The sequence below is a fragment of the Streptomyces sp. NPDC001507 genome, from assembly GCF_042894765.1.
GTDB lineage: Bacteria > Actinomycetota > Actinomycetes > Streptomycetales > Streptomycetaceae > Streptomyces.
Window position 1 is genome coordinate 733548 of sequence record NZ_JBIAVV010000002.1, and the last position, 24273, is coordinate 757820.

Here is a 24273-nt window from a genome sequence, read left to right on the forward strand (position 1 = left end):
AAGCGGAGCAAGATCCGCCACGAGCGGCCGAGCCGCGCCGGACCGGTCGCGCGCCGGGTCTTTGTCCGCGGCACGCCGGAACCACTCGCGAGGTCGCCGAGGTGTCCGATTCCGCGATCCGCCCGCCGGGTGGGCAGAGGCAGCGAGCGGGAGGCCGCGGGGGCCGGCTGCCCGCTGCGTTCACCCGGAGGCGCGGAGCCCCGCACCGGCCTCCGGTAGTGCGTCGCCGTTCCTCCGCGATCCCACCTCCCGCCGGTGGGCCCCTGCGCGCCCCGGTCGCGGAATCCCCGGCGTCCTCCCGGCCGGGCGTCCGAAAGCCCTGGCAGGCCTGCTGCCCCTCCGTGGCCCGTAGGCTCGGCCTCCCTCTCCCGTCGGCCCTGTCTCCGGTGTCCCAGGCGCCCCCCCGGCCGCCCCGCCTGCCCTGCCGGCGGTTGTCCACAGGCTCGTCGCGGTGTCGGTGCTCGCCAGTAGGGTGTGAGACATGGCCGACCCCTCCAGCTACCGCCCCAAGTCGGGACAGATCCCGGACACTCCCGGGGTGTACAGGTTCCGTGACGAGCACCGCCGGGTGATCTACGTCGGAAAGGCGAAGAGCCTGCGCCAGCGCCTGGCGAACTACTTCCAGGACCTGGCGAGCCTGCACCCCCGCACCCGGACGATGGTCACCACCGCGGCGTCCGTGGAGTGGACCGTGGTGTCCACGGAGGTCGAGGCGCTCCAGCTGGAGTACTCCTGGATCAAGGAGTACGACCCCCGGTTCAACGTGAAGTACCGCGACGACAAGAGCTACCCCTACCTCGCGGTGACGATGAACGAGGAGTTTCCGCGGGTCCAGGTGATGCGCGGTCACAAGAAGAAGGGCGTGCGCTACTTCGGGCCGTACGGCCACGCGTGGGCGATCCGGGACACCGTCGACCTGCTGCTGCGCGTGTTCCCGGTGCGCACCTGCTCGGCCGGGGTGTTCAAGAACGCCGCCCGCACCGGCCGCCCCTGCCTGCTCGGCTACATCGGCAAGTGCTCGGCCCCCTGCGTCGGCCGGATCGCGCCGGAGGAGCACCGCGAACTGGCCGAGGAGTTCTGCGACTTCATGGCCGGCCGCACCGGCACCTACCTCCGCCGTCTGGAGCAGCAGATGACGGAGGCCGCAGAGGAGATGGAGTACGAGCGGGCCGCCCGGCTGCGCGACGACATCGAGGCGCTGAAGAAGGCCATGGAGAAGAGCGCGGTCGTGCTCGCCGACGCGACCGACGCCGACCTCATCGCGGTCGCGGAGGACGAGCTGGAGGCGGCCGTCCAGATCTTCCACGTGCGCGGGGGCCGCGTGCGCGGCCAGCGTGGCTGGGTGACGGACAAGGTGGAGGACGTCACCACCGGGGCCCTCGTCGAGCACGCCCTCCAGCAGCTCTACGGCGAGGAGACCGGAGACGCCGTCCCCAAGGAGGTGCTGGTCCCGGCCCTGCCCGAGCCGTTCGAGCCGGTCCAGGAATGGCTCACCGACCGTCGCGGGTCGAACGTCTCGCTGCGCATCCCGCAGCGCGGCGACAAGAAGGCCCTGATGGAGACCGTGCAGCGCAACGCCCAGCAGTCGCTCGCCCTGCACAAGACCAAGCGCGCCTCCGACCTCACCACGCGTTCGCGCGCGCTGGAGGAGATCGCCGACGCCCTGGACCTGGACAGCGCCCCGCTGCGCATCGAGTGCTACGACATCTCGCACCTGCAGGGCGACGACGTCGTGGCCTCCATGGTCGTCTTCGAGGACGGCCTGCAGCGCAAGAGCGAGTACCGCCGCTTCCAGATCAAGGGTTTCGCCGGCCAGGACGACGTGCGTTCCATGCACGAGGTGATCACCCGCCGCTTCCGCCGCTACCTCGCGGACAAGGAGCGGACCGGCGAGTGGGTGGAGGACGAAGCCGAGGGCGCCCTCACGGAGTCCGGCGACACCGCGGCGACGGCCCCCGGTACCCCCACACCCCCCGGCACCCCCGCACCCCCCGGCACCGCACCCGGCCGCGACGCCGCCCCCGTCAACGGTTTCAAGGACGAGGACGGCCGTCCCAGGAAGTTCGCCTACCCGCCCCAGCTCGTGGTCGTCGACGGCGGCCGGCCGCAGGTCGCCGCTGCCAAGCGGGCGCTCGACGAGCTCGGTATCGACGACATCGCCGTCTGCGGCCTCGCCAAGCGGCTCGAAGAGGTCTGGCTGCCCGAGGACGAGGACCCGGTGGTCCTGCCCCGCACCAGCGAGGGCCTCTACCTGCTCCAGCGCATGCGGGACGAGGCGCACCGCTTCGCCATCACCTACCAGCGCACCAAACGGGCCAAGCGCTTCCGTTCCAGCCCTCTGGACGACGTACCGGGGCTGGGCGAGACCCGAAAACAGGCGTTGATCAAGCATTTCGGCTCGGTGAAGAAGCTGCGGTCCGCCACAATCGAGCAGATCCAGGAAGTGCCCGGGATAGGCCGCAAGACGGCCGAGACCATCGCCGTGGCCCTCGCCCAGGCGGCCCCGGCCGCACCCGCCGTGAACACGGCGACCGGAGAGATCATGGATGACAGGGAAGACGAGGCGCCCGAGACGACGGCGGACGCCTCGGGGGAGCCCGTACCCGCGGGCGCCCCGGACGATCGACGGGGCCAGGAGAGATGACCGAGCGCGACGCACAGCCCACAGCACAGCGAGATCCGGCGTTCAGCGAAACGCAGGGCGAGCCCCAGGAAACGCACAGCGAGGCGCGCCAGGATCAGCCGCAGGAAGCGCAAGCCGAAGCGGGCCAGGAAAACGGAGCAGAAGTGAGTACGGACGCCACCGCCACCGGGGTGCCCGAGGCGGCCATTCCCGAGCTGGTGATCATCTCCGGGATGTCGGGAGCCGGCCGTTCCACGGCGGCCAAGTGCCTGGAGGACCTCGGCTGGTTCGTCGTGGACAACCTCCCGCCGGCCCTCATCCCCACCATGGTCGAGCTGGGCGCCCGCTCCCAGGGCAACGTGGCGCGGATCGCGGTCGTGGTCGACGTGCGCGGCCGGCGCTTCTTCGACAACCTGCGCGAGTCCCTCGCCGACCTCGACAGCCGGGGCGTGACCCGGCGGATCGTCTTCCTGGAGTCCTCCGACGACGCGCTGGTCCGCCGCTTCGAGTCGGTGCGCCGTCCGCACCCCCTCCAGGGCGACGGCCGGATCGTGGACGGCATCGCCGCCGAGCGGGAGCTGCTGCGCGAGCTGCGCGGCGACGCCGACCTGGTGATCGACACCTCCAGCCTCAACGTGCACGAGCTGCGCGCCAAGATGGACGCCCAGTTCGCCGGCGAGGAGGAGCCCGAGCTGCGGGCAACCGTGATGTCGTTCGGCTTCAAGTACGGCCTGCCGGTCGACGCCGACCTGGTCGCCGACATGCGGTTCCTGCCCAACCCGCACTGGGTGCCGGAGCTGCGCCCGTACACCGGCCTCAACGAGGAGGTCTCGGCGTACGTCTTCAACCAGCCGGGCGCCAAGGAGTTCCTCGACCGGTACGCCGAGCTGCTGCGGCTGATCGCGGCAGGGTACCGGCGCGAGGGCAAGCGGTACGTGACGATCGCCATCGGCTGCACGGGCGGCAAGCACCGCTCGGTCGCCGTGTCCGAGAAGCTCGCCGCCCGCCTGGCCGCCGAGGGAGTGGAGACCGTAGTCGTGCACCGGGACATGGGGCGCGAGTGACCGAGCGCAGTCCACGGCTGAGCAGGCTGCGCCGGATGGTGCCCGAGTCCCGCGCGGGCCGTCCCGTCGAGGCCCGCGGTGCCCGGCCACGCCGCCGCGGTGCCCAGCCCAAGGTGGTCGCCCTGGGCGGCGGCATGGGCCTGTCCGCCTCGCTCGCCGCCCTGCGGCGGATCACCGGGGACCTCACCGCCGTCGTCACCGTGGCCGACGACGGCGGCTCCAGCGGTCGCCTGCGCGACGAGCTGGGTGTGCTCCCGCCGGGTGATCTTCGCAAGGCTTTGGCCGCCCTGTGCGGTGACGACGACTGGGGGCAGACCTGGGCCCGGGTCATCCAGCACCGCTTCCAGTCCAAGGGCGACCTGCACGAGCACGCGGTCGGCAATCTGCTGATCGTCGCCCTGTGGGAGCAGCTCGGCGACCACGTCCAGGCCCTGGACCTGGTGGGCAGGCTGCTCGGCGCGCACGGGCGCGTGCTGCCGATGTCCGCCGTGCCGCTGGAGCTGCAGGCCCTGGTCAAGGGGCACGATCCGGAGCGGCCCGAGGAGGTGGACCTGGTCCGCGGGCAGGCCACCGTGGCGCTCACGCCCGGCGAGGTGCAGTCCGTGCACCTGGTGCCGCACGACCCGCCGGCCGTGCCGGAGGCGGTGGCGGCCGTCCTGGACGCGGACTGGGTGGTGCTCGGCCCCGGCTCCTGGTTCTCGTCGGTGATCCCGCACCTGCTCGTTCCCGATCTGCTGGACGCGCTCACCGAGACCAAGGCCCGCAAGGTCCTCTCGCTGAACCTGGCACCGCAGCCGGGAGAAACCGAAGGCTTCTCACCGCAGCGTCATTTGGAGGTTTTGGGGCGACACGCCCCTAAACTCGCCCTGGACGTGGTGCTGGCCGACGAGGCCGCCGTGCCCGACCGCGACTCGCTCACCGAGGCCGCCAAGCGGCTGGGAGCCGCGGTCGAGCTGAGCCCCGTGGCCCGGACCGACGGTTCACCCCGGCACGACCCGGAGCTGTTGGCCGCCGCGTACGACCGTATTTTTCGGATGCATGGAAGGATCGGCCCATGGCGATGACGGCAGCGGTGAAGGACGAGATCTCCCGGCTACCCGTCACCCGGACCTGCTGCCGGAAGGCGGAGGTCTCCGCCATTCTGCGGTTCGCGGGCGGCCTCCACCTGGTGAGCGGGCGCATCGTGATCGAGGCGGAGCTGGACACCGCGATGGCGGCCCGGCGCCTGAAGCGGGACATCCTGGAGATCTTCGGCCACAGCTCCGAGCTGATCGTGATGGCGCCCGGCGGACTGCGCCGCGGCTCCCGGTACGTCGTGCGGGTGGTGGCCGGCGGCGACCAGCTGGCCCGCCAGACCGGCCTGGTGGACGGCCGGGGCCGGCCGATCCGGGGCCTGCCCCCGCAGGTCGTCTCCGGGGCCACCTGTGACGCCGAGGCGGCCTGGCGCGGCGCCTTCCTGGCGCACGGCTCGCTGACCGAGCCCGGCCGCTCCTCCTCCCTGGAGGTGACCTGCCCGGGTCCGGAGGCCGCGCTTGCGCTGGTCGGCGCCGCCCGCCGGCTGTCCATCGCCGCGAAGGCCCGTGAGGTGCGCGGGGTGGACCGGGTGGTCGTCCGTGACGGTGACGCGATCGGCGCCCTGCTGACCCGCCTCGGCGCGCACGAGTCGGTGCTGGCCTGGGAGGAGCGCCGGATGCGCCGCGAGGTCCGCGCCACCGCGAACCGCCTCGCCAACTTCGACGACGCCAACCTGCGCCGCTCCGCCCGCGCCGCCGTCGCGGCCGGAGCCAGGGTCCAGCGGGCCCTGGAGATCCTCGGCGAGGAGGTGCCCGAGCACCTCGCGGCGGCCGGCCGGCTGCGCATGGAGCACAAGCAGGCCTCCCTGGAGGAGCTGGGCGCGCTCGCCGACCCGCCGCTCACCAAGGACGCCGTCGCGGGCCGGATCCGCCGGCTGCTCGCGATGGCCGACAAGCGTGCGTCCGACCTGGGCATCCCGGGCACCGAGGCCAACCTCTCCGAGGAGCTGGCCGACAACCTTGCAGGCTGAGGATCCGTCACCTCGCCGGTGCCGACGGCCGTACGGTCGTCGGCACCGCCATTTGCGTGGTTTTTAAGCCACCGTCAGCTGTCCGTGAGTCGCCCTTGACTGGATCATGAAGTGTCATGAGCCTGGCAGGAGTTCGCCGCCGTGGCGAACCACTGCTAGGGGGGTTCATGAGACACAGAGCGAGATCGATCCTCGCTGTCGGCGCGCTCCTGATCGGCTCGGCCGCACTCGCACCCATGGCGCAGGCGCAGACCGGGAGTTCCCCGAAGCCCGACCCCGACCAGGTCAAGGTCTTCCACGCCGACGTCACCAGGAAACAGATTCCCCTTCTGCTCGAAGCCGGGCAGGACGGCAACGAACTCGGCGACCAGGTCTCCGGATCCGGTAAGACGGAAGTCGAGCTGTACCTCACCGACCGGCAGGCGAAGAAGCTGGCCGAGCAGGGCGTCGACCTCACCGAGCACAAGGTGTCGGCCAAGGCCGAGCTGCGGGTCGAGGACGCCTCCCAGGGCGTGTTCCGCCCGTACAGCGGCACCGGCGGCCTCGAACAGGAGATCCTCGCGACCGCCCAGGCCAACCCCGGCCTCACCAAGGTCGAGTCCATCGGCAAGACGGTGAACGGGCAGGACATCCTCGCGCTCAAACTGACCAAGGGCGCGAAGAAGTCGAAGGACGGCTCCAAGCCCTCCGTGCTGTACGTCTCCAACCAGCACGCGCGCGAGTGGATCACACCGGAGATGACCCGCCGGCTGATGCACTACTACCTGGACAACTACAGCACGAACCAGCGCATCAAGAAGATCGTCGACTCGACCGAGCTGTGGTTCGTGCTGTCCGCCAACCCCGACGGCTACGACTACACCTTCAAGAACTCCGGCACCCGCCTGTGGCGCAAGAACCTGCGGGACGTCAACGGCGACGGGGTCATCTCCACCGGCGACGGCGTCGACCTCAACCGCAACTTCGGCTACAAGTGGGGCTACGACGACGAGGGTTCGTCCCCCAACCCCACCAGCGAGACCTACCGCGGCGCGAGCCCCGAGTCCGAGCCCGAGACCAGGGCGCTGGACGGCTTCGAGAAGCGGATCGGGTTCACGTACGGCATCAACTACCACTCCGCCGCCGAGCTCCTCCTCTACGGCGTCGGCTGGCAGGTGGCCACCCCGACCCCGGACGACGTCCTCTACAAGGCGCTCGCCGGCACCCCGGACAACCCGGCGATCCCCGGCTACCACTCGCAGGTCTCCTCGGAGCTGTACACCACCAACGGCGAGGCGGACGGGCACGCGTCGAACGTCAACGGCATGGCGATGTTCACCCCCGAGATGTCGACCTGCCAGACCGCCTCGAACATCGACCCGAACGACGCCTGGAACGCCGCCGACTGCCAGTCGGTCTTCAACTTCCCGGACGACGAGAAGCTGATCCAGGACGAGTTCCAGAAGAACATCCCCTTCGCGCTCTCCGTCGCCGAGACCGCCGCCCACCCCGACCAGCCGGTCTCCTCGGTCGGCCTGAGCGCCGCCGACTTCACCCCGGCGACGTTCTCCACCTCGTACTCGCGCGGCGCCGACCAGGAGGTCTCGGTCGTCGTCCGCAAGGCGATCCGCGACAAGGAGCTCAAGTACCGCGTCAATGGCGGCCGTACCCGGGACAAGGCGCTCAAGGCCTGGAAGGGCGGCGAGACCTACGGCGGTGCCGACAACCTCTACTTCGACGAGTACCGGGCCAAGGTGAAGAACGGCGACCCGGGCGACAAGGTCGAGGTGTGGTTCACCGGTGAGACCAAGAGCGGCAAGAAGGTCTCCAGCTCGCACTTCACGTACACCGTCGCCGAGCGGCCCAAGGCGGACACCCTGGTGGTCGCCGAGGAGGGCGCCAAGGCCACCCAGGCGCAGACCTACGTCGACGCGCTGAAGGCGGCCGGGCACAAGGCGGTCGTCTGGGACGTCGCCACCCAGGGCGCGCCCGACGCGCTCGGCGTGCTGAAGCACTTCAGGAACGTCGTCCACTACTCGGGCACCAGCGGCCCCGGCAACGACACCCAGCTCCAGCTGCGCGCCTACCTCAACGAGGGCGGCAAGCTGGTCGAGGCCGGCGAACTGGCCGGCGGCAGCGTGAACCTCGCCGATGGCACCCCGTCGGACGACTTCAGCCAGTACTACCTGGGCGCCTACTCCCGTACCTCGACGCCCGGAGCCACCGGCTTCACCGGCTCCGGCACCCTGGACGGCTTCAGCGGGGCCCTCACCGGCACCTCCGCCAACCCGCTCGACAAGGCCGGCACCTACGCGGTCACCTCCGACGAGCTCTCGCCCGGCACGTACCCGCAGTTCGCCAGCGCGGGTGCGGGCCAGTTCGCCGGGACCGTCAACCCGTACGGGCCGTACTCCGGGTCGTACATGGCCGCGGCCGTCCACACCGACGACTCCTACAAGCGCCTCACCCGCACCATCGACCTCACCGGTGTCACCGCGTCCCAGCAGCCGACCCTCGGCGCCAGGCTGTTGTGGGACACCGAACCCGGCTACGACCACGCGGTCGTCGAGGCGCACGTCGTCGGCACCGACGACTGGACGACCCTGCCGGACAAGGGCGGAGCCACCAGCAGTGCCGTACCGAGCGAGTGCGGGGCCGGCTTCCTGATCGCCGAGCACCCGTGGCTCAAGCACTACCTGACCATCGCTGACGGCCAGTGCACCGCGAGCGGCACCAGCGGCTCCTGGAACAGCTTCACCGGCAGCTCGGCGGGCTGGCAGCCGGTGAGCTTCGACCTGAGCGCCTACGCGGGGAAGTCCGTCGAGGTCTCCATCGCCTACATCACCGACCCGGGCACCGGCGGGCACGGCGTCCTCCTCGACGACGCCTCGCTCGTGCTCGGCGGCGCGGCCACCGAGACCGAGGGCTTCGAGACCTCCCTCGGCCCCTGGAACGTCAGCGGACCGCCCGCGGGCAGCCCGGCCGTCCTCAAGGACTGGGAGCGCACCGGGGCGCTGTTCAAGACGTACGGAGCGGTCACCACCGACCGCACGGTGCTGCTCGGGTTCGGCCTGGAACAGGTCAGTTCCGCGGCCGATCGTGCCGCTCTGGTGAAGAAGGCGTTGACAGCACTCGACAACTGACGCCGACGGCACGCGACAAGTGAGCCGACCCGCTCACGAACGAGTGAAACGGCGGTGAATACGGGTCGGCATTCCGGTACAAATCGGCGTGATCCGACCATCGATCCGGGACGGTCCGTACCCCTACTGGCGGGTACGGACCGCCTCGCCGTGTATGGGGCATCTGGATGTCACCACGGAAGCCTCAGGGGGGTAGGGTCATGGGTGGTCGGGGACATCCCAAATACAGCTCGCCGGCACCGCATGGCCGGCGTACCAACGAGGAGATCGGTTCGTGACGATCCGCGTAGGCATCAACGGCTTCGGTCGTATCGGTCGCAACTACTTCCGCGCGCTGCTGGAGCAGGGCGCTGACATCGAGATCGTGGCTGTCAATGACCTGGGTGACACCGCGACCACCGCGCACCTGCTGAAGTACGACACGATCCTGGGCCGTCTCAAGGCCGAGGTGTCGCACACCGCCGACACGATCACCGTCGACGGCCACACCATCAAGGTGCTGTCCGAGCGCAACCCCGCCGACATCCCGTGGGGCGACCTGGGCGTCGACATCGTCATCGAGTCGACCGGCATCTTCACCAACAAGGACGACGCCGCCAAGCACATCGCCGGCGGCGCCAAGAAGGTCCTCATCTCGGCTCCGGCCAAGAACGAGGACATCACCATCGTCATGGGCGTCAACCAGGACAAGTACGACGCGGCCAACCACCACGTCATCTCCAACGCCTCCTGCACCACCAACTGTGTGGCGCCGATGGCGAAGGTCCTCGACGAGAACTTCGGCATCGTCAAGGGCCTGATGACGACGGTGCACGCGTACACCAACGACCAGCGCATCCTGGACTTCCCGCACAAGGACCTGCGTCGCGCGCGTGCCGCCGCGGAGAACATCATCCCGACCACCACCGGTGCCGCCAAGGCCACCGCGCTGGTCCTCCCGCAGCTCAAGGGCAAGCTGGACGGCATCGCCATGCGCGTCCCGGTCCCGACCGGCTCCGCCACCGACCTGGTCGTGACCCTGCAGCGCGAGGTCACCAAGGACGAGGTCAACGCCGCGTTCAAGAAGGCCGCCGAGGACGGCGACCTGAAGGGCTACCTGGCGTACACCGAGGACGAGATCGTCTCCTCGGACATCGTCGGCGACCCGGCCTCCTGCACCTTCGACTCCTCCCTGACCATGGTCCAGGAGGGCAACACGGTGAAGATCCTCGGCTGGTACGACAACGAGTGGGGCTACTCCAACCGCCTCGTCGACCTCACGGTCTTCGTCGGCGAACAGCTCTGATCGGCCGAACAGACACCACGATGCGGTAGCAGGGCTCGGGCAGCGCACGGTCGCGCCGCCCGGGCCCTGACGCGCGTAAGGATCGACCCGACGACGTACGGTTCGATCAGTCCTCGTACGATCAAGAGCCCTCCTGTAGGAGTCCCCAACCATGAAGACGATCGACGAACTCCTCGCCGAAGGGGTCGACGGCAAGCGGGTCTTCGTCCGTGCCGACCTCAACGTGCCGATGGCGGACGGTCTCATCACCGACGACGGCCGCATCCGTGCCGTCCTGCCCACCGTCAAGGCCCTCGCCGACGCGGGCGCCAAGGTGGTCGTCGCCTCGCACCTGGGCCGCCCCAAGGGTGCCCCGGACCCGAAGTTCTCCCTGCTCCAGGCCGCCGAGCGGCTCGGTGAACTACTGGACGCCCCGGTCGCGTTCGCCCAGGACACCGTCGGCCCCGCCGCCCACGACGCGGTCAACGGCCTGCAGCCCGGCCAGGTCGCGGTCATCGAGAACCTGCGCTTCAACGCCGGCGAGACCTCGAAGGACGACACCGAGCGCGGCGAGTTCGCCGACCAGCTCGCCGCCCTCGCGGACGTCTACGTCGGCGACGGCTTCGGCGCCGTGCACCGCAAGCACGCCTCCGTCTACGACCTCCCGGCCCGGCTGCCGCACTACGCCGGCTACCTGATCGCCACCGAGGTCGGCGTCCTGAAGAAGCTCACCGAGGACGTCCAGCGGCCCTACGTCGTCGTGCTCGGCGGCGCCAAGGTCTCCGACAAGCTCGCCGTCATCGACCAGCTGCTCGGCAAGGCCGACCGCATCCTCATCGGCGGCGGCATGGTCTACACCTTCCTCAAGGCCAAGGGGTACGAGGTCGGCAGCTCCCTCCTGCAGGAGGACCAGCTCGCCACCGTCACCGAGTACCTGGAGCGCGCCGAGAAGACCGGCGTGGAGATCGTCCTGCCCGTCGACACCCTGGTCGCTCCCGCTTTCCCGGACCTGTCGGCCAAGACCCCGACCAACCCCAGCACCGTCCCCGCGGACGCCATGCCGGCCGGCCAGATGGGTCTGGACATCGGCCCGGAGACCAGCAAGCTGTACGCCTCGAAGCTCGCCGACGCCGCCACCGTCTTCTGGAACGGCCCCATGGGCGTCTTCGAGCACCCCGACTACGCCGCGGGCACCCGGGCGGTCGCCCAGGCCCTCGTCGAGTCCAAGGGCTTCACCGTCGTCGGCGGCGGGGACTCCGCAGCCGCCGTGCGCATCCTCGGCTTCGACGAGAACGCGTTCGGACACATCTCGACCGGTGGCGGCGCCTCCCTCGAATACCTCGAGGGCAAGACGCTCCCCGGCCTCGCCGCACTGGAGGACTGACCTACATGAGCACGCGCACGCCGATCATGGCGGGCAACTGGAAGATGAACCTCAACCACCTCGAGGCCATCGCGCACGTCCAGAAGCTCGCCTTCGCCCTGGCCGACAAGGACTACGAGGCCGTCGAGGTCGCCGTCCTGCCGCCCTTCACCGACCTGCGTTCCGTGCAGACCCTGGTCGACGGCGACAAGCTCAAGATCAAGTACGGCGCCCAGGATGTCTCGGCGCACGACTCCGGCGCCTACACCGGCGAGATCTCCGGCCCCATGCTGGCCAAGCTGAAGTGCACGTACGTGGTCGTCGGCCACTCCGAGCGCCGCCAGTACCACGCCGAGACCGACGAGCTCGTGAACGCCAAGGTCAAGGCCGCCTACAAGCACGGTCTGACCCCGATCCTGTGCGTCGGCGAGGAGCTGGACGTCCGCGAGGCGGGCAACCACGTCTCCCACACCCTCGCCCAGGTCGAGGGCGGTCTCAAGGACCTCCCGGCCGAGCAGGCCGAGTCGGTCGTGATCGCCTACGAGCCCGTGTGGGCCATCGGCACCGGCAAGGTCTGCGGCGCCGCGGACGCCCAGGAGGTCTGCGCCGCGATCCGCGCCAAGCTCGCCGAGCTGTACAGCCAGGAGCTGGCCGACCAGGTCCGCATCCAGTACGGCGGCTCCGTCAAGGCCGGCAACGTGGCCGAGATCATGGCGCAGGCCGACATCGACGGCGCCCTGGTGGGCGGTGCCTCGCTGGACGCGGACGAATTCGTCAAGATCGTGCGCTTCCGCGATCAGTGATCGGGGTGAGCGAGTAGGCCCCGGGGACGATCCGTCGTACCCTTGCGGGGACAAGGCGGTCAGCTGCCTTGTCCCCGTGGTTCACCAGAGTCGTTCATCCGCATCCGAGAGAGTTGGTCCAGCCGTGGTTTTGGGGTTCTCGATCGCCCTGATCGTCTTCAGCCTGCTGCTGATGCTGCTGGTGCTGATGCACAAGGGCAAGGGCGGCGGCCTCTCCGACATGTTCGGTGGCGGTATGCAGTCCTCCGTCGGCGGTTCCTCGGTCGCCGAGCGGAACCTGGACCGGATCACCCTGGTGATCGGTCTGCTGTGGCTCGCGTGCATCATCGTCCTCGGCATCCTGATGAAGACGAACAGCTGATCCGCGACTAGCACACACGCACAATCTGTACGTAGGGCCCCATGTTCGGTACGCGCACCTGAGCGCGGCCTATCATGGGGCTTGCGTCTAGGTGCTGGGGCGGTAACTCCCACCACTGGACGCGCGTTGGGCCTTACGTAGACTGAGGCGCTCGCAACGAAGCGACACGCCGACTCGCTTCGCGGCACCATCACGCAGGGAGTTACGACCGTGGCAAGTGGCAACGCGATCCGAGGTAGCCGGGTCGGGGCGGGGCCGATGGGCGAGGCCGAGCGCGGCGAGTCCGCGCCGCGTCTGCGCATCTCCTTCTGGTGCTCGAACGGGCACGAGACGCAGCCCAGCTTCGCCAGCGACGCGCAGGTGCCCGAGACCTGGGACTGCCCGCGCTGCGGCTTCCCGGCCGGTCAGGACCGGGACAACCCGCCGGACCCGCCGCGCACCGAGCCGTACAAGACGCACCTCGCGTACGTACGGGAGCGGCGCAGCGACGCGGACGGCGAGGCGATCCTTGCCGAGGCGCTCGCCAAACTGCGGGGCGAGATCTAGAAGTTGGGACCGGCCGGGAGCCTGCGGGCGCCTGGCCGGAACTGTCTCCGCGGCCCGGACCCGGGCCCGTTGTCAGTGGTGCCCTCTACGGTTGGTGCACAGGCGAACCGTGAGGGGGCGGCGGTGACGACGGGCGAGGGGGCACCCGCGTGGCGCGGGGGCTTCGGGCGGCTGTGGACGGCTGCCCCGGTCTCCCGGTTCGGGGACGCTTACGGTCGTCCGCGCTGCCCCTGCCGGCCGCGCGCCTGACCGCCGACCCGCTCGCCATCGCCTCCGTGACGGCCTGCGGCCATGCGCCGTGGCCGTTGTTCGGCCTCGGCCTGCTCGGCGGTGCCGTCGCGGACCGGGTGGACCAGCGGCGCGCGATGTGGGCCGTGGACACGGTACGAGGGTTGCTCGTCGCCGCCTTCGCACTCGCCGTGGCGCTCGGTCACGCCTCGATCCCGCTTCTGCTCCTGCTCGCCTTCGCGCTCACCACCCTGCAGACGCTCTTCGACAACGCCGCCACGGCCCTGCCGGTCGCCGGTACGGTCCAGACGCCGTCCCTGCTGCTGATGGATACCGTCCGGCACCTCGGCGCGCTCGTCGCCGGCATGCTGCTGCTCGGGGCGATGAACATGGTGTGGAATGCCAACCAGGTCACGCTGATGCAGCAACGGGCGCCCGGGTCGATGACCGGCCGGATCGCCGCCGCCTTCCGCACCTCCTCCACCTCCGCCGCGCCGCTCGGCGCACTCCTCGGCGGAGCCGTCGCGGGAGCCTACGGCCTGAACGCACCAGCGCTGCCGGCCGCCGTCCTCTTCGGCCTTGCCGTCACCTCGTTGACACCGGTGCGCAAGCCGGACGTACCTGTTGTTGCGCCGCGGGACGGCGCGACGGCAGGCCGTGCCCGGAGCTGATCAACTAGGTTGGAACGGCAGCGGCACAGGCACGCAACAGGACAGGTGCAAGGAAGAAGGCTGAAGTCGGAATGAACGCAGACGGCCGTACCAGGCTCAACCAGACGCCCGAGTGGACCGCGCTCGCCAAGCACCGCGAGGAGCTCGCCGAGACCCATCTGCGGGACCTGTTCGCCGCCGACCCCGGACGCGGCACGGGCTACACCCTCCAGGTCGGCGACCTCCACATCGACTACTCGAAGCACCTGGTCAACGACGAGACGCTGCGGCTGCTGCGCGAGCTGGCCGCCGCCACCGACGTCTTCGGCCTGCGGGACGCCATGTTCCGCGGCGAGAAGATCAACGTCACCGAGGACCGCGCGGTCCTGCACACCGCCCTGCGCGCCCCGCGCGACGCGGTGATCGAGGTCGACGGCGAGAACGTGGTGCCGCAGGTGCACGCGGTCCTGGACAAGATGAGCGACTTCGCCGACCGCGTCCGCTCCGGTGCCTGGACCGGCCACACCGGCAAGCGCATCAGGAACGTCGTCAACGTCGGCATCGGCGGCTCCGACCTCGGCCCGGCGATGGCCTACGAGGTGCTGCGCAGCTTCACCGACCGCGACCTCACGGTCCGCTTCGTCTCCAACGTCGACGGCGCCGACCTGCACGAGGCCACCCGCGACCTGGACGCGGCCGAGACGCTCTTCATCATCGCCTCGAAGACCTTCACCACCATCGAGACGATCACCAACGCCACCTCCGCCCGCAACTGGCTCCTCGGCGAGCTGAAGGCCGGTCAGGAAGCGGTCGCCAAGCACTTCGTGGCCCTCTCCACGAACTCCGAGAAGGTGTCGGACTTCGGCATCGACACGGCCAACATGTTCGAGTTCTGGGACTGGGTCGGCGGCCGCTACTCCTACGACTCGGCGATCGGCCTCTCCCTGATGATCGCCATCGGCCCGGACCGCTTCCGCGAGATGCTGGACGGCTTCCACCTGGTCGACGAGCACTTCCGCACCGCCCCCGCCGAGTCCAACGTGCCCCTTCTTCTGGGCCTGTTGGGCATCTGGTACAACAACTTCCACGACGCCCAGTCGCACGCGGTGCTGCCGTACAGCCACTACCTGTCCAAGTTCACCGCCTACCTGCAGCAGCTGGACATGGAGTCCAACGGCAAGTACGTGGCGCGCGACGGCAAGGAGGTCGACTGGCAGACCGGTCCGGTGGTGTGGGGCACGCCGGGCACCAACGGGCAGCACGCGTACTACCAGCTGATCCACCAGGGCACCAAGCTGATCCCGGCGGACTTCATCGGCTTCGCCGAGCCCGTCGCCGAGCTGAGCGGTGAACTCAAGGCCCAGCACGACCTGCTGATGGCGAACTTCTTCGCCCAGACCCAGGCACTGGCCTTCGGCAAGACGGCCGACGAGGTCCGCGCGGAGGGCGTCCCCGAGGCTCAGGTCCCGCACCGCACCTTCAAGGGCAACCACCCCACCACGACGATCCTCGCGAAGGAACTCACCCCGTCGGTCCTGGGCCAGCTGGTGGCGTTGTACGAGCACAAGGTCTTCACCCAGGGCGCCGTCTGGAACATCGACTCCTTCGACCAGTGGGGCGTGGAGCTGGGCAAGGTGCTCGCCAAGCGCATCGAGCCCGCGCTGACGGAGGGCGCGGAGGTACCCGGCCTGGACGCGTCCACGACAGCGCTGGTCGCCAAGTACCGGGAGCTGCGCGGGCGGTAGGCCCGGTCATGGAAGAACCCGTACGGCCGCGGTGGCCGTACGGGTTCTTCCAGCAGCGCCTTGCGGGCTCCGTCACGCAGAAGCCGGCGGATACAGCGACCGCGGCAGCTGGGAGGCTGCCGTCGAGTCCAGGAGCCACAGGGTGCGCTGGCGGCCCTGGGCGCCCGCTGCCGGGGCCTGGATCTCGCCGGCGCCGGAGAGGGCGATGGCGACGGCCTCGGCCTTGTCCTCGCCCGCCGCCAGCAGCCAGACCTCGCGGGCCGAGCGGATGGCGGGGAGGGTGAGGGAGACACGGGTCGGCGGGGGCTTGGGGGCGCCGTGGACGCCGACCACCGTGCGTTCCGTCTCGCGGACCGCGGGCAGCTCAGGGAAGAGCGAGGCCACGTGGGTGTCCGGGCCGACGCCCAGCATCAGGACGTCGAAGGTCGGCACCGGACCGTGGTTCTCGGGGTCGGCCGCGGCGGCCAGCTCCGCCGCGTAGGCCTCGGCGGCCGCGTCCACGTCCGTGCCCCAGGGGCCGTCCGACGCGGGCATGGCGTGCACGCGCTTCGGGTCCACCGGGACCTGGTCGAGCAGGGCCTCACGGGCCTGGGTGACGTTGCGCTCCGGGTCGCCCTCGGGCAGGAAGCGCTCGTCGCCCCACCAGAGGTCGAGCCGGCCCCAGTCGATGGCGTCCCGGGCCGGGGCCGCGGCCAGGGCCGCCAGCAGGCCGTTGCCGTTGCGGCCGCCCGTGAGGACCACGGACGCCTCGCCCCTGGAGGCCTGGGCGTCCACGATCTTCGTGATCAGACGGGCCGCGGCGGCCTGCGCCATCAGCTCCTTGTCGCGGTGCACGACCAGCTGGGGAGTGCTCATGTCGCCTTCGCCCTCTTCTTCAGCGGCGGCCTTTCCTGCGGTGCCGCTTCTGTCGTGGGAGCCTCGGCAGTGGGCTCGGGGGCTGCTGCCGGGTGGGTGACCGGTTCTCCTTTGGGGGAGACCTCGGGAGCCGAAGCCTCCGGTACCGGTTCCGTGGCCGGGGTGGCCGGCGCGTTCAGGCGCTCCACACCGAACCGCAGCGCCGACGCGTAGGTGTCGTCCGGGTCGAGCCGGCGCAGTTCCTCCGCGATCAGCTCCGCCGTGTCGCGCCGCTTCAGCGCCACCGCACGGTCCGGCTGGCCGTCGATCGAGAGCGTCGCGAGGGAGCCGTCCGCGCGGTCGAGCGCGATCGCGCCCTCGCTGGTGGCGAGGCGGACCGCGGTCAGGCCGGGGCCGGCCGAGAGGGAGCGCTTGACGGGGACGTCCAGCCGGTCCGCGAGCCACATCGCCAGCAGCTCGCAGCTCGGGTTGAACTCCTCGCCCTCCACCTCGACCGCCTTGACCTCGCAGACCACCTGGTCCAGGGCCGCCGCCAGCATCGAGCGCCAGGGGGTGATCCGGGTCCAGGACAGGTCGGTGTCGCCGGGGGTGTAGGCGTCCGCGCGGGCGGACAGTTCCCGTACCGGCTGTTCGGAGGAGTAGGTGTCGGTGACCCGGCGCTGGGCGAGGGCGCCGAGGGGGTCCTTCGCCGGGTCGAGCGGGGCGTTGACCGGCCACCAGACGACGACCGGGGCGTCGGGGAGCAGCAGCGGCAGCACGACCGAGTCGGCGTGGTCGGCGACCTCGCCGTGCAGCCGCAGGATCACCGTCTCGCCGGAGCCCGCGTCCGCGCCCACCCGGACCTCGGCGTCCAGGCGGGACGCGGTGCGGTCGCGGGGGGAGCGGGAGACGCGCTTGATGACGACCAGGGTGCGCGAGGGGTGCTCGTGCGAGGCCTCCTCGGCGGCCTTGAGGGCGTCGTAGGCGTTCTCCTCGTCGGTGACGATGACGAGGGTGAGCACCATGCCCACGGCGGGCGTGCCGATGGCCCGGCGGCCCCGCACCAGCGCTTTGTTGACCTTGCCGGCCGTGGTGTCCGTGAGGTCTATCTTCATGGGCGGCGCCAGCTCCGTCCGTCTCGTGCCAGCATCTCGTCGGCCTCGGCGGGGCCCCAGGTGCCGGACTTGTACTGGGCGGGCCTGCCGTGCGTGTCCCAGTACTCCTCGATCGGGTCGAGGATCTTCCAGGACAGCTCGACCTCCTCCGTGCGCGGGAAGAGGTTGGCGTCGCCGAGCAGCACGTCCAGGATCAGCCGCTCGTACGCCTCCGGCGAGGACTCGGTGAAGGACTCGCCGTAGGCGAAGTCCATCGACACGTCCCGGATCTCCATCGAGGTGCCGGGCACCTTGGAGCCGAAGCGGACGGTGACGCCCTCGTCGGGCTGGACGCGGATGACGATCGCGTTCTGCCCGAGTTCCTCGGTGGCCGTCTGGTCGAAGGGGGAGTGCGGGGCCCGCTGGAAGACCACCGCGATCTCGGTGACGCGGCGGCCGAGGCGCTTGCCGGTGCGCAGGTAGAAGGGGACGCCCGCCCAGCGGCGGTTGTCGATCTCCAGCTTCACGGCCGCGTACGTGTCGGTCTTCGACCTGGAGTCGATGCCGTCCTCTTCGAGGTAGCCGATGACCTTCTCGCCGCCCTGCCAGCCGGCCGCGTACTGGCCGCGCACGGTCGACCTGCCGAGGTCCTTCGGCAGCCGTACGGCGCCGAGCACCTTCTCCTTCTCCGCGGCGAGCGCGTCCGCGTCGAAGGAGGCCGGCTCCTCCATGGCGGTCAGCGCCATGAGCTGGAGCAGGTGGTTCTGGATGACGTCACGGGCCGAGCCGATGCCGTCGTAGTAGCCGGCCCGGCCGCCGATGCCGATGTCCTCGGCCATGGTGATCTGGATGTGGTCCACGAAGGACCGGTTCCAGATCGGCTCGTACATCGTGTTGGCGAAACGCAGCGCCAGGATGTTCTGGACGGTCTCCTTGCCGAGGTAGTGGTCGATCCGGAACACCTGGTCCGGTTCGAACACCTCGTGCACGACCTTGTTGAGCTCCTCAGCCGACTTCAGGTCGTGGCCGAAGGGCTTCTCGATGACCGCGCGCCGCCAGGAGCCGCCGGACTGGTCGGCCAGGCCGTGCTTCTTCAGCTGCTGGATGACCACCGGGAAGGAGCGCGGCGGGACGGAGAGGTAGAAGGCGAAGTTGCCGCCCGTCCCCTGCGCCTTGTCCAGCTCCTCGATGGTGGAGCGCAGGCGCTCGAACGCGTCGTCGTCGTCGAAGGTGCCCTGGACGAAGCGCATCCCCTGGATGAGCTGCTGCCAGACCTCCTCGCGGAACGGGGTGCGGGCGTGTTCCTTGACGGCGTCGTGGACCTCGGCGGCGAAGTCCTCGTTGGCCCACTCGCGGCGGGCGAAGCCGACCAGGGAGAAGCCCGGCGGCAGCAGACCCCGGTTGGCGAGGTCGTAGACGGCAGGCATGAGCTTCTTACGGGAGAGGTCGCCCGTGACGCCGAAGATGACCAGGCCCGACGGCCCCGCGATACGCGGGAGCCGTCGGTCTGCGGGGTCACGCAGCGGATTGCTGCTTGACAAGGTTCTCAGCCCTCCGAGGGGGCCAGGCGCTCCAGCTCCGCCTGGGTCGACTTGAGCAGGTCGTTCCAGGACGCCTCGAACTTCTCGACGCCCTCGTCCTCCAGAACCCGGACCACGTCGTCGTACGAGATCCCGAGCGCCTCGACGGCGTCGAGGTCGGCGCGGGCCTGCTCGTACGTGCCGGTGATCGTGTCGCCGGTGATCTCGCCGTGGTCCTCGACCGCGAAGAGGGTGGCCTCCGGCATGGTGTTCACCGTGTTCGGCGCCACCAGCTCGTCGACGTACATGGTGTCCTTGTACGCCGGGTCCTTCACGCCGGTGGAGGCCCACAGCGGACGCTGCTTGCGGGCGCCCGCGTTCTCCAGCGCCTGCCAGCGGTCGGAGGAGAAGACCTCCTCGTAGGCCTGGTAGGCGAGCCGGGCGTTGGCGATGGCGGCCTTGCCGCGCAGCGCCTTGGCCTCGTCGGTGCCCACCTCGTTGAGGCGCTTGTCGATCTCGGTGTCCACCCGGGACACGAAGAACGACGCCACCGAACGGATGAGCGACAGGTCCAGGCCGCGCTCCTTGGCCTTCTCCAGGCCGGTCAGGTAGGCGTCCATGACCTTGCGGTAACGCTCGAGGGAGAAGATCAGCGTGACGTTGACGCTGATGCCGAGGCCGATGACCTCGGCGATCGCCGGCAGACCCGCCTCGGTGGCCGGGATCTTGATGAGCGTGTTGGGGCGGTCCACCAGCCAGGCCAGCTGCTTGGCCTCGGCGACCGTCGCCTTGGTGTTGTGCGCCAGACGCGGGTCGACCTCGATCGACACGCGGCCGTCCTGGCCGTCGGTCGCGTCGAACACCGGGCGCAGGATGTCGGCGGCGTCGCGGACGTCCGCCGTGGTGATCATGCGGATGGCCTCTTCGACGGTCACCTTGCGGGCGGCGAGGTCCGAGACCTGCTGGTCGTAGCCGTCGCCCTGCGAGATCGCCTTCTGGAAGATCGTCGGGTTGGTGGTGACGCCCACGACGTGCTGCTGGTCGATCAGCTCGGCGAGGTTGCCGGACGTGATCCGCTTGCGCGACAGGTCGTCCAGCCAGATCGCGACGCCTTCGTCGGAGAGGCGCTTGAGTGCGTCTGTCATGGAATTACATCTCCTACGTGTCGTATATGAGCGTCAGCGCTGCGCGGCGGCGATGGATTCCCGGGCCTTGGCGGCCACGTTCTCGGCAGTGAAGCCGAACTCGCGGAAGAGCACCTTGCCGTCGGCGGAAGCACCGAAGTGCTCCAGGGAAACGATGCGGCCGGCCTCCCCGACGTACTTGTGCCAGGTGAGGCCGATACCCGCCTCGACCGACACCCGCGCCTTGACGGACGGCGGCAGGACGCTGTCCCGGTACCCCTGGTCCTGCTCCTCGAACCACTCCACGCACGGCATGGACACGACGCGCGTGGGCACGCCGTCGGCCTCCAGCTGCTCGCGCGCCTCGACGGCGACGTGCACCTCGGAGCCGGTCGCGATGAGGATGACCTCGGGGGTCCCGCCGGACGCCTCGAACAGGACGTAACCGCCCTTGACCGTGTCCTCGTTGGGCTCGTACACCGGCACGCCCTGACGGGTCAGCGCCAGGCCGTGCGGGGCGCCCTTGCCGAAGACCTTCGTGTAGCGGCGGAGGATCTCGCGCCAGGCGATGGCGGTCTCGTTGGCGTCGGCCGGGCGGACCACGTTCAGGCCCGGGATGGCGCGCAGCGAGGCGAGGTGCTCGACCGGCTGGTGGGTGGGGCCGTCCTCGCCGAGGCCGATGGAGTCGTGGGTCCACACGTACGTCACCGGCAGGTGCATCAGCGCCGAGAGACGGACGGCGTTGCGCATGTAGTCGGAGAAGACGAGGAACGTACCGCCGTAGACACGGGTGTTGCCGTGCAGGGTGATGCCGTTCATCTCCGCGGCCATGGAGTGCTCGCGGATACCGAAGTGGATGGTGCGCCCGTAGGGGTTCGCGCCCGGCAGCGGGTTGTCCGCCGGCAGGAACGAGCTGTCCTTGTCGATGGTCGTGTTGTTCGACCCGGCGAGGTCGGCGGAACCGCCCCACAGCTCGGGGATGACCGCGCCGAGCGCCTGGAGCACCTTGCCGGAGGCCGCACGGGTGGCGACACCCTTGCCGGGCTCGAAGACCGGGATCTTCTCCTCCCAGCCCTTGGGCAGCTCGGCCGCGGAGATGCGGTCGAAGTCGGCGGCCCGCTCGGCGTTGTTGTCGCGCCACTGCTGGAACGACTTCTCCCACTCGGCCTTGGCGGCCGCGCCGCGCTCGCCGGCCTGCCGGGTGTGGGCGAGGACCTCCTCGGCGACGTCGAAGCTCTTCTCCGGGTCGAAGCCGAGGACGCGCTTGGTGGCCGCGACCTCGTCGTCGCCCAGCGCCGAGCCGTGCGCGGCCTCGGTGTTCTGCGCGTTCGGGGCGGGCCAGGCGATGATCGAGCGCATCGCGATGAAGGACGGCTTGTCCGTCACCTTCTTCGCGGCCTCGATCGCGTTGTAGATGGCGTGCGGGTCCAGGTCGCCGTCCGGCTTCGGGGCGATCCGCTGCACGTGCCAGCCGTACGCCTCGTACCGCTTGACGGTGTCCTCGGAGACGGCGGTCTCGGTGTCGCCCTCGATCGAGATGTGGTTGTCGTCCCACAGCAGGACCAGGTTGCCGAGCTTCTGGTGGCCGGCCATCGAGGACGCCTCGGCGGAGATGCCCTCCTGGAGGCAGCCGTCACCGGCGATGCAGTAGATGAAGTGGTCGAACGGCGACTCGCCCTGCGGCGCGTCCGGGTCGAACAGACCGCGCTCGTACCGGGAGGCCATGGCCATGCCCACCGCGTTGGCGACACCCTGGCCCAGCGGACCCGTGGTGGTCTCCACGCCCTTGGTGTGGCCGTACTCCGGGTGACCGGGGGTCTTCGAGCCCCAGGTGCGGAAGGCTTCGAGGTCTTCCAGCTCCAGACCGAAGCCGGCCAGGTAGAGCTGCGTGTAGAGGGTCAGCGACGAGTGACCGGCGGACAGTACGAAGCGGTCGCGGCCCACCCAGTCGGGGTCGGACGGGTCGTGCCGCATCACCTTCTGGAAGAGGGTGTACGCGGCCGGCGCCAGGCTCATCGCCGTACCCGGATGGCCGTTGCCGACCTTCTGTACGGCATCGGCGGCCAGGACGCGGGCGGTGTCTACGGCCCGCTGGTCCAACTCGGTCCAGTCGAGGTCTGTGGTGGTCGGCTTGGTGCTCACCCTGGGTCAGGGCTCCTCTCCACATGTTCGGTTACCGGTCCCCGGGCACGTGCCCGCACCGGCTGCCGGTGCACTGGGTGCCCACCGGCCGTTGTCGAGCCTACCCCCGTAAGGACGTGCATTTTTTCGAGTGTTTCCAGACTGCCGGGACTCTCGGGGATCCGCCTCCCGACTGGCCGAGAAGGCATTCGGCACATGAATACGGAACCGCTCATCTGACTGCTCAATCGAGCCGCCCCACCCCTCTCCCGAGCCGCCCGCCAACACGACCCCACCCCCGCGAAGGTCGGGGTATGGGCAACGTCTAAAGTGGCGTGGTACGCGCGAGCCTTTACCGTGAGTTCACACGGCGGGGCTCGCTGGGAGTCTCTGTCAGGGGTGTGCGTGACGGCCGTCGAATCCCGTCCAGCGGGGGTGCTCGGTGCGAGCAAGAGCCCGAGCCACCGGCCGTTCGGGGCCCGTGTCAAAGCTTTCGTGGCGCTGACCAAGCCACGGATCATCGAGCTGCTGCTCATCACCACCGTTCCGGTGATGTTCCTGGCGCAGCAGGGCGTGCCCGACCTGACGCTGGTGCTGCTCACCTGCGTCGGCGGGTACCTCTCGGCGGGCGGCGCGAACGCGCTGAACATGTACATCGACCGGGACATCGACGCGCTGATGGACCGGACCTCGCAGCGTCCGCTGGTGACCGGCATGGTGAGCCCGCGCGAGTGCCTCGCCTTCGGCATCACCCTGGCGGTCGGCTCCACCCTGCTGTTCGGTCTCACCGTCAACTGGCTGAGTGCCTGGCTGTCACTCGGAGCGCTGCTCTTCTACGTCGTCGTCTACACGATGATCCTCAAGCGGCGTACCGCGCAGAACATCGTGTGGGGCGGCATCGCCGGCTGCATGCCGGTGCTGATCGGCTGGTCGGCCGTCACCGACTCGCTCTCCTGGGCGCCGCTCATCCTCTTCCTGGTCATCTTCTTCTGGACGCCGCCGCACTACTGGCCGCTCTCCATGAAGGTGAAGGACGACTACGCGCGCGTGGGCGTGCCGATGCTGCCGGTCATCGCCTCCAACAAGGTGGTCGCCAAACAGATCGTCATCTACAGCTGGGTGATGGTCGCCGTCTCACTGCTCCTCACCCCCCTCGGCTACACCGGCTGGTTCTACACCCTGGTCGCGCTGGCGGCGGGCGGCTGGTGGCTGTGGGAGGCGCACGCGCTGCAGAACCGCGCGAAGGCCGAGGTGACGAGCGGCAAGCTCAAGGAGATGCGGCTCTTCCACTGGTCGATCACCTATGTGTCGCTGCTCTTCGTGGCCGTGGCGGTCGACCCCTTCCTGCGCTGACACAGGTCACACCGCCCTGCCCTCGCCAGTGGATCTACTCGTGAGTAGCATCCTGTGCATGGCAGACACGCAGCAGGTTGACACGCAGAAGGCTGACCAGCAGGCCGAGCGCAAGGTCGCGCGCCTCGCCAAGCGGATCGGCGCCTTCGCCAAGGCCCACGGCGGCGCCGAGGGCCAGGTGGCCTACATCGGCGAACGCGGCGCCCGCATCGTCCTCGTCGGCGAGGACGGCGGCTGGGGCGACCTGGTGGCCCCGACGTACGAGATCGCCGAGCAGGCCGTCGCCAAGTCCGGCATCACCGTCCACGAGTCCTTCGACGGCGAGTTCGCGGCGAAGGTGACGACGGGTCCGTACGAGTGGAAGCGCATGGCGGGCATCCAGATCGGCGGCTGAACAACGCGCCCCCTTTTGGG

Annotated in this window: 18 protein-coding genes and 1 pseudogene; 14 read left to right on the top strand and 5 right to left on the bottom strand. The window is 69.9% G+C overall.

Annotation, left to right across the window (positions count from 1 at the left end; all coding sequences use genetic code 11):
• Window positions 1–481: 481 nt before the first annotated feature.
• From uvrC to pgi, 12 genes and pseudogenes are all read left to right on the top strand, one after another.
• Window positions 482–2644, top strand: a complete 2163-nt coding sequence (uvrC, locus tag ACFY0K_RS09465) for an excinuclease ABC subunit UvrC (RefSeq protein ID WP_390639317.1) — start codon at window positions 482–484, stop codon at window positions 2642–2644.
• Window positions 2641–3687, top strand: a complete 1047-nt coding sequence (rapZ, locus tag ACFY0K_RS09470) for an RNase adapter RapZ (protein ID WP_390639318.1) — start codon at window positions 2641–2643, stop codon at window positions 3685–3687. The genes uvrC and rapZ overlap by 4 nt, the downstream gene beginning before the upstream one ends.
• Window positions 3684–4751, top strand: a complete 1068-nt coding sequence (yvcK, locus tag ACFY0K_RS09475; RefSeq protein WP_093504485.1) for a uridine diphosphate-N-acetylglucosamine-binding protein YvcK — start codon at window positions 3684–3686, stop codon at window positions 4749–4751. Before rapZ ends, yvcK begins: the two co-directional genes overlap by 4 nt.
• On the top strand, window positions 4742–5731 hold the full coding sequence (whiA, locus tag ACFY0K_RS09480; protein WP_061919442.1) for a DNA-binding protein WhiA: 990 nt from the start codon (window positions 4742–4744) through the stop codon (window positions 5729–5731). Before yvcK ends, whiA begins: the two co-directional genes overlap by 10 nt.
• A 167-nt stretch (window positions 5732–5898) precedes the next feature.
• Window positions 5899–8853 (top strand): M14 family zinc carboxypeptidase, encoded by a 2955-nt coding sequence (locus tag ACFY0K_RS09485; protein WP_390639319.1) that lies wholly within the window; start codon window positions 5899–5901, stop codon window positions 8851–8853.
• 274 nt (window positions 8854–9127) lie between these two features.
• Window positions 9128–10138: a type I glyceraldehyde-3-phosphate dehydrogenase gene (gene gap / locus ACFY0K_RS09490; protein WP_351705280.1), complete on the top strand. Its 1011-nt coding sequence runs from the start codon at window positions 9128–9130 to the stop codon at window positions 10136–10138.
• A 151-nt stretch (window positions 10139–10289) separates the two neighbouring features.
• Window positions 10290–11501, top strand: coding sequence for a phosphoglycerate kinase (locus ACFY0K_RS09495; protein ID WP_390639320.1), 1212 nt, complete (start codon window positions 10290–10292; stop codon window positions 11499–11501).
• Window positions 11502–11506: 5 nt separating this feature from the next.
• Window positions 11507–12283: a triose-phosphate isomerase gene (tpiA, locus tag ACFY0K_RS09500; RefSeq protein ID WP_390639321.1), complete on the top strand. Its 777-nt coding sequence runs from the start codon at window positions 11507–11509 to the stop codon at window positions 12281–12283.
• A 130-nt stretch (window positions 12284–12413) separates the two neighbouring features.
• Window positions 12414–12644, top strand: coding sequence for a preprotein translocase subunit SecG (gene secG / locus ACFY0K_RS09505; RefSeq protein ID WP_177233337.1), 231 nt, complete (start codon window positions 12414–12416; stop codon window positions 12642–12644).
• 210 nt (window positions 12645–12854) lie between these two features.
• Complete coding sequence (locus ACFY0K_RS09510) at window positions 12855–13190, top strand: RNA polymerase-binding protein RbpA (protein ID WP_003976875.1); 336 nt, start codon at window positions 12855–12857, stop codon at window positions 13188–13190.
• 171 nt (window positions 13191–13361) lie between these two features.
• Window positions 13362–14089: pseudogene (locus ACFY0K_RS09515) on the top strand (MFS transporter).
• A 71-nt stretch (window positions 14090–14160) separates the two neighbouring features.
• Window positions 14161–15813, top strand: coding sequence for a glucose-6-phosphate isomerase (pgi, locus tag ACFY0K_RS09520; protein ID WP_388597343.1), 1653 nt, complete (start codon window positions 14161–14163; stop codon window positions 15811–15813).
• Between the two features lie 72 nt (window positions 15814–15885).
• On the opposite strand, the gene pgl is transcribed toward pgi, so the two are convergent.
• The 5 genes from pgl to tkt are packed head-to-tail and all read right to left on the bottom strand — an operon-like array spanning window position 15886 to window position 22527.
• Window positions 15886–16668, bottom strand: a complete 783-nt coding sequence (pgl, locus tag ACFY0K_RS09525) for a 6-phosphogluconolactonase (protein WP_351958402.1) — start codon at window positions 16666–16668, stop codon at window positions 15886–15888.
• Window positions 16665–17762, bottom strand: coding sequence for a glucose-6-phosphate dehydrogenase assembly protein OpcA (opcA, locus tag ACFY0K_RS09530; protein ID WP_390639322.1), 1098 nt, complete (start codon window positions 17760–17762; stop codon window positions 16665–16667). Before opcA ends, pgl begins: the two co-directional genes overlap by 4 nt.
• Window positions 17759–19282 carry a glucose-6-phosphate dehydrogenase gene (gene zwf / locus ACFY0K_RS09535; protein ID WP_351958404.1) on the bottom strand — a complete coding sequence of 508 codons (1524 nt, stop codon included), beginning with the start codon at window positions 19280–19282 and terminating at the stop codon, window positions 17759–17761. Before zwf ends, opcA begins: the two co-directional genes overlap by 4 nt.
• Before the next feature lie 5 nt (window positions 19283–19287).
• On the bottom strand, window positions 19288–20406 hold the full coding sequence (tal, locus tag ACFY0K_RS09540; protein WP_390639323.1) for a transaldolase: 1119 nt from the start codon (window positions 20404–20406) through the stop codon (window positions 19288–19290).
• Between the two features lie 33 nt (window positions 20407–20439).
• Window positions 20440–22527, bottom strand: a complete 2088-nt coding sequence (tkt, locus tag ACFY0K_RS09545; RefSeq protein ID WP_390639324.1) for a transketolase — start codon at window positions 22525–22527, stop codon at window positions 20440–20442.
• Window positions 22528–22905: 378 nt separating this feature from the next.
• Between tkt and ACFY0K_RS09550 the strand changes: the two genes are divergently transcribed.
• Together ACFY0K_RS09550 and ACFY0K_RS09555 are read left to right on the top strand one after the other, a co-directional pair.
• Window positions 22906–23859: a heme o synthase gene (locus ACFY0K_RS09550; RefSeq protein WP_351958407.1), complete on the top strand. Its 954-nt coding sequence runs from the start codon at window positions 22906–22908 to the stop codon at window positions 23857–23859.
• Window positions 23860–23917: 58 nt separating this feature from the next.
• Entirely contained in the window at window positions 23918–24253 is a 336-nt protein-coding gene (locus ACFY0K_RS09555) for a hypothetical protein (RefSeq protein ID WP_351958408.1), read from the top strand.
• Window positions 24254–24273 lie beyond the last annotated feature (20 nt).